At 67.5% G+C, this 5,645-nt stretch carries 5 protein-coding genes and 1 pseudogene; 1 reads left to right on the top strand and 5 read right to left on the bottom strand.

Annotated elements, in window-relative coordinates:
• Positions 1–53: 53 nt before the first annotated feature.
• The 5 genes and pseudogenes from GRC12_RS41355 to GRC12_RS41340 form a co-directional block, all read right to left on the bottom strand.
• Entirely contained in the window at positions 54–887 is an 834-nt protein-coding gene (locus GRC12_RS41355) for an alpha/beta fold hydrolase (RefSeq protein ID WP_208785599.1), read from the bottom strand.
• Positions 884–2,398, bottom strand: a complete 1,515-nt coding sequence (locus tag GRC12_RS41350) for a purine-cytosine permease family protein (protein ID WP_208785598.1) — start codon at positions 2,396–2,398, stop codon at positions 884–886. The genes GRC12_RS41355 and GRC12_RS41350 overlap by 4 nt, the downstream gene beginning before the upstream one ends.
• A 543-nt stretch (positions 2,399–2,941) precedes the next feature.
• Positions 2,942–3,808 carry a fructosamine kinase family protein gene (locus tag GRC12_RS46140; RefSeq protein ID WP_244374564.1) on the bottom strand — a complete coding sequence of 289 codons (867 nt, stop codon included), beginning with the start codon at positions 3,806–3,808 and terminating at the stop codon, positions 2,942–2,944.
• Between the two features lie 231 nt (positions 3,809–4,039).
• Positions 4,040–4,321, bottom strand: a pseudogene (locus tag GRC12_RS41345) (SDR family oxidoreductase); the annotation flags it as partial.
• 24 nt (positions 4,322–4,345) lie between these two features.
• Complete coding sequence (locus GRC12_RS41340) at positions 4,346–4,858, bottom strand: MarR family winged helix-turn-helix transcriptional regulator (RefSeq protein ID WP_208785597.1); 513 nt, start codon at positions 4,856–4,858, stop codon at positions 4,346–4,348.
• Between the two features lie 147 nt (positions 4,859–5,005).
• On the opposite strand from GRC12_RS41340, the gene GRC12_RS41335 reads away from it, so the two are divergent.
• Positions 5,006–5,614 (top strand): NAD(P)-dependent oxidoreductase, encoded by a 609-nt coding sequence (locus tag GRC12_RS41335; protein ID WP_208785596.1) that lies wholly within the window; start codon positions 5,006–5,008, stop codon positions 5,612–5,614.
• Positions 5,615–5,645: the final 31 nt, after the last annotated feature.

Genomic DNA, 5,645 nt, shown 5'->3' with positions numbered 1-5,645 from the left:
GAGCACCGCCGCTTGCTTGCGGCGGTGCTCCTCGCTCCCCGGGCACGGTCCGGTCACCCCCGTCGTCGGAAGTGACCGTCGAGCAGTTCCCGGAGGAAGCCGGCGACGACCTCGGGGCGATGGCCGAACAGGGATGCGTGGCCGAGGCCCGGGAGTTCGTGGTAGCGGGCGCCCGGGGCCAGACGGGCCAGTTCCGCGCTGTAGGCGGGCGGGGCGCACACGTCCTCGGCGAACGCGACGACCTCCAGGGGTGTCCGCAGCGCGGCCAAGCGGGACGTGACGTTGAAGTCCAGGCATGCCTGCCACTGCGAGAGCACGGTGTCCTCGTTGTTCTCATGCACGGCAGGGGACGTGAGCTGCCCCCGGAGTTCCTGCCAGAACGCCTGGTCCTGCAGCGCGTGTCCTGGATACATCAGGGCGGCGTTGTGCACGGCCATGAAGTCGACGGGCAGGCGTATGCCCTGCCGCCGGAGGGCGATCTCGGCCCGCATGTAGTCGCCGGCCCACCCCACGTCCCCGCGGGCGGCTCCGGCGAGGGACACCCCCAGAGTGACCAGGTCGGGCCGGTCAAGCGCCAACTGCAACATGATCAGGGCCCCCATCGAGTGCCCGATCACGACGGCGGGCGCGTCGCAGACGGTTTCGATGAGCTCCGCGGCGTCGTTCGCCATGTCGCCGATCGACCACGGCCCGGGCTGACGGCACACCGTACCCGTGGTTCCCCGGTTGTCGAAGGAGACGCTGCGATAGGCGTCGCCGAACTCCGACGTGTAGTGCTCGTGCCAGTCGTCGGCTCGCCCCCCGCCTCCGCTGATCCACAGTACGTCCGGGCCGGTGCCTTGGATCTGGTAGGTCGTCTTGAGGTGGGTCAGATCGATCGTCGTCACAGCGATCCTTCCAGGTCGATCGGCCTGCTGGCGGAGACCGGCGCGTCTCCGGTTCCCGCTACGCCCGGTCCCGCCTCGGTCACTTCCAAGTCCGCGTCCGCGACGGCGATGAGACGACGTTCCTCCTCCAGATCGATGCCCCGAGCCAGGGCGAGGTAGAGGAGAGCCGAGACCACCATGCCGACGAAAGGCGCGAGGTCGTAGCCCAGATCGCTCGCGATGGGACCGGACCACCACGCCGTCATGGCGAACGGCACCATCACGGCCAGAGAGACGAGGTAGGCGGTGTAGCCGCGCCAGTTCCACGAGCCGTACATGCCGCGCGGGTTGAAGATCTCGCGGACCGAGTAACGGCCGCGGCGCACGAAGAAGAAGTCGACGAGGTTGGTGGCCGTCCAGGGAGCGAGCGCGTAGAACAACACGGTGAGGAAGTTGGTGAAGCTGGTGATGAACGTGTCCGAGGCGGCGAAGGAGATCAGCAGCGAGACGGCGCCGAAGACCAGGGCGAGGACAGGGCGGACCAGCGCGTTGGGCCGTACCGGGCGGAAGCTGTCCACGACACTCATCACGGTGAGCGCACCGCCGTAGGTGTTCATGGTGACCAGGAGAACCGTGCCCAGCCAGGTCGTGACCAGCACGATCGTGCCGAAACCGGTGAAGAAGGCATCCCCGGCCTCATGGAAGGCCGAGATGATGTCCAGCTTGGGAAACGCCGACGTGACCACCGCGGAGAGCCCCGCCACGATGATGGTGGTCACCGACATGCCGACGTAGGTGCCGAAGAACGACGCGCGCAGGCTCAGCCGGGGCAGGTAGCGGGTGTAGTCACTCACGTACGGCGCCCAGGAAAGGGTGCCGACCGCCATGGCGCTCGCCTGGAGCATGAACGCGCTGAGCGAGAACGTGCCGTGGCCGGCCGACGCGAGGGAGACATGGAGCACGATCGGCATCGAGATGAGCAGCAGGACCAGCACCGTAACGAACGCGATGGTCGTCCAGCGTGAGATGCGGTGCACGAGGTCATAGCCGAAGACGGCGCCCACCACCGCGAGGAACGTTGAGGACGTCGTGCCCAGCGTCTCGCTGACATGCAGCAGCCGGGCGATGGTCTGGCCCATCATCACGATGGCGAAGACATTGAGCCCGAGATACGTACCGATGGCGATGACGTAGATCAGGACCGCCCCTTGGTATCCGTACTGGGGCCTGGACTGAATCATCTGGGGAAGTCCGAGCTGGGGTCCCTGCGAGGCGTGGAACGCGGCGAAGAACGTCCCGAAGAGGCCGCCGACCGTGATGGCGACGAGCGACCACACAAGACTCAGGCCACCGAAGATTCCGATGGCGCCGATCGCGAGACCGGTCAGGTTCGCCGAACAGTTGATCCACACCGGAGTGACGTGCCAGGGCTTTCCGTGCCGTTCACGCAGCGGGATGTACTCGATCGCCCGCTTCTCAATGACCTGTTTTCCTTGGCCGACTCCGTCGTTCCCACTGCTGTTGACCAACATGTGGCGCTCCGTTCATCCGTACCAACCAGGCGTTGATAGGTTTGTCGAACCGACTCGTGATCGTTCCCGCGGCGTGCGGTCAGCGCGTCGTTGCCGCGATTGAAGGCATCGCGATGAGAGTCGCATCACGTCCTTCACCCCGTCTTCATGCGGCTGTAGAACCCGGTCGGAGTCGATTCAGACAGTTGCCGGAGTGCGGCTCCGCGTCTTCAGGGCTTGGTACTCGGCGCCGCTCGCCCCCACGCCGACGCAGCCTCAGGCGACGAGGCGAGCGGCTTGGTGAACTTCACGTCGACCCGTGAACACCAAGCGGTGGGGGCAGAGGCCGAGGCCGAAGAGTGCCGCCCTACGAGGTGGGGCCCCCGTGGCCGGGGCGTCCTCCACGGAGACCTGGACGGTGGTATGGACCGACCGGCTCACCGCCCACGAGCGGGTGGGGGGCTCTGGCCCGGGTGGACAAAGCGCGGCAGGTATTCGGGGCGCCTGCGACGTGGCCAGGGCAACGGGGCATGACATCCAGCGAAACGCGTGCTCCGCGGGGATTCAGGAGTAGGTGCGCACGACATGCCGGATCTGCGCCACGGTGTCGCCGTTCCCCCCGAAGTGCGCCAGCACACTCAGGTGTTCACGCAGGTGCAGCAGCGGCATGCGCTCCCGCCAGCCGTCGGCAGGCGGGGAAACCTCCTCGTACGCACGGAAGAAGCGGTCCGGCGGAGGATCGCAGCAATAGATCATGCTCAGGTCGGACTCGGCCCACATCCAGCACACCGCCGGATCGATGAACACCGGTTCGCCAGCCACGCTCGCAACGACGTTGCCGCGCCACAGGTCGCCGTGGTTGAGCACGCTCGGGGCCTTGGGGACGAGGTGCGGAAGGCGCTCGCAGATCCTTTCCAGTCCCGCCAGGTCGGACGGTTCAAGGGCGACACGGACCTTGGGCTCGCGCAGATAGCGGCGGATCCTGCGCTCCGCGAAGAATTCGTGCCCGTCCTCTGTGGGGCCGTTCTCCTGCCGCAACAGGCCCAGCCATCCGTCGCTGTCCCAGCCGAACCTCTCCCCGCGCACCTTATGGAGTTCGGCAAAAGCCCGGCCGGCCGCCTCCCAGAACTCATCGGTGTCGGGCCGTGGCCGCAGCGCCTCCATAAGGAGGTGATGCGCGCTCACCTCGAACACTTGGGGTGTCCGCACCCCCGCCCGCTCACGGAGCGCTTCCAACCCCTCCGCCTCCCGCGGGAACAAGTCGGCCGGCGCGTCAAGGGCCCCTTTGAGGACGTACGGCGTTCCGTCGGTGAGCGTCAGGCGCCAGACCTCGTTGACGGCGCCGCCCGACAAGGACTCGGCCTCGACCACGCTCGGGACGACGGCGCTGGGCAGGCTCTTCCACCGCGCGTTCACGAAGCCGGTTTCCATAGGGCTTCCCAGAAGATGAGAGAGGTGCGGAGCATTGCACATGGTCCTGTCGTTCGGGACGGTCACGCCGAAACTCTGCTGGAGGCCGACACGAGCTGGCTGCGGCCAGCGAGCGAACGCCATAGTCCGCCAGGCGCCGGGTCGCAGTCCAGCGGGCGGTCGGGACGGTCGCCGGCTCGGTGGATCGTTCGAACCGGGGTTGTCGCAGTACGGCGGCGCGGCACACAGGGCGTCGGCCGGGAGAGCCGTCGCGGTGACGAAGCTGGCGCCGGGGCTGCAGAGCCACAGCACGGCGCCTGCGACCTCCTCCGCGGCCCCCAGTCTGCCCATGGGCTGTTCCTTGAGGCTCCCGGCCGTGGCCTCAGCCTGGTTCTCGACCATGTCGGCGACCATCGGGGTGTCGATGACGCCGTGCTTGGAGGCGTGGTAGGCAGCGCGCTCGGGCAGTCCGACGAGCCCGCCCAGGGACGAGCAGTTGACGATGGCGCCGGTCCACCGCGAAGAGCACCTGCGGTTGGTGATCGCCGCGTCCGGTCGTCAGCTGTGCTTCGAAGGAAGGTCCAGCATTGTCGGGGAGGCTGTGGGGTCGATGGCGCGGACGATGCGCCGGCCGATATTCTCGAGCTGTCTGACCTGCGCCTTGGTCAACGGGTCGAACACTAGTCGGCGTACTTCCGCGACGTGGCCGGGAGCAGCGCTGACGATCTTTGCGTATCCCGCGTCGGTCAGGGTGGCCAGGGTGTAGCGCCCGTCGGCCGGATCGGGCCGGCGGTGCACGTATCCCTTGCGTTCGAGGCGGGTCACGACCTGGGAGAGGCGCGAGAGCGAACCCTCGGCGAAAGCGGCGAGGTCACTCATGCGCAGTTCCCGCTCCGGCGAATCCGACAGCGCCGCCATCACCCCGTACTCGAAGTGGGTCAGCCCTTCCTCGCGCAGTTGCGCGTCGAGCGCCTGCTCCAGACGCCGCATGACGCCCACCAGAGCGAGCCAGGCATGACGCTCCTCCTCGTCGAGCCAGCGGGGTACCTCGTCAGCAGGGCTGTTCGTCATGCGCTCCAATCTACCGATGCTTCACGCTTAAAGTTAATCCATCCAGCTTTCACTTGAACCTTGAAGTCATTGGCGCTACGTTCTGACTTAAACCTTGAAGTGACTGCCCGGGGGTGCCGAGCAGAACCGCAACCTTCAGGAGTCACTGTGAAACTGCTCGTGCTGGGCGCCACTGGCGCGACCGGACGTCTCGTGGTCGACCAAGCACTGGCCGCAGGCCACACCGTGCGGGCCCTCGTGCGCTCACCCGAGAAGCTGGACGCGCGGCCCGGCCTTGATGTCGTTGCCGGGCAGGCCACCGACGCCGGCGATGTCACGCAGGCCATGACGGGCGTCGCCGCAGTGATCAGCACACTCGGCGCGACCGGCGGATCGGTCATCACCGACGCCACGCGCGCCGTCATCTCCGGCGCCTCCACCACCGGCGTCAGTCGGTTTGTCGAGTTGTCCTCCTTCGCCGTGCTGCACGAGCGTCTGAGCGCGCCCGCCAAACTCATGTCCAGCACGGCCATGGGTGCCATGGTCAAGGACAAGGCGGCCGCCGAGGACGCACTGCGCGCCAGCGACCTCGACTACACCCTCGTCCACGCCGTCCGCCTCACCAATGGCCCCGCCACCGGCGCCGTCAAACTGCTGCCTGAATCAGCCACCTTGCGCATGGGCGACACCATCAGCCGCGCGGACGTCGCCGTCTGGCTGCTCACCGCCGCCACCGACGGCACTGCCGGACGCCGTTCCGTCGTCATCGCCGGCTGACCTGGCCCACTTCCCCGCAGCTGCCCCTGCC

The organism is Streptomyces griseorubiginosus (assembly GCF_017614965.1).
Lineage (GTDB): Bacteria > Actinomycetota > Actinomycetes > Streptomycetales > Streptomycetaceae > Streptomyces > Streptomyces griseorubiginosus_B.
This window is presented reverse-complemented; position numbering and strand designations above follow the sequence as displayed.

Coding starts and splice junctions, on each gene's coding strand:
- GRC12_RS41350 (WP_208785598.1), bottom strand. CDS start 2,398: ATGTTGGTCAACAGCAGTGGGAACGACGGAGTCGGCCAAGGAAAACAG.
- GRC12_RS46140 (WP_244374564.1), bottom strand. CDS start 3,808: ATGGAAACCGGCTTCGTGAACGCGCGGTGGAAGAGCCTGCCCAGCGCC.
- GRC12_RS41340 (WP_208785597.1), bottom strand. CDS start 4,858: ATGACGAACAGCCCTGCTGACGAGGTACCCCGCTGGCTCGACGAGGAG.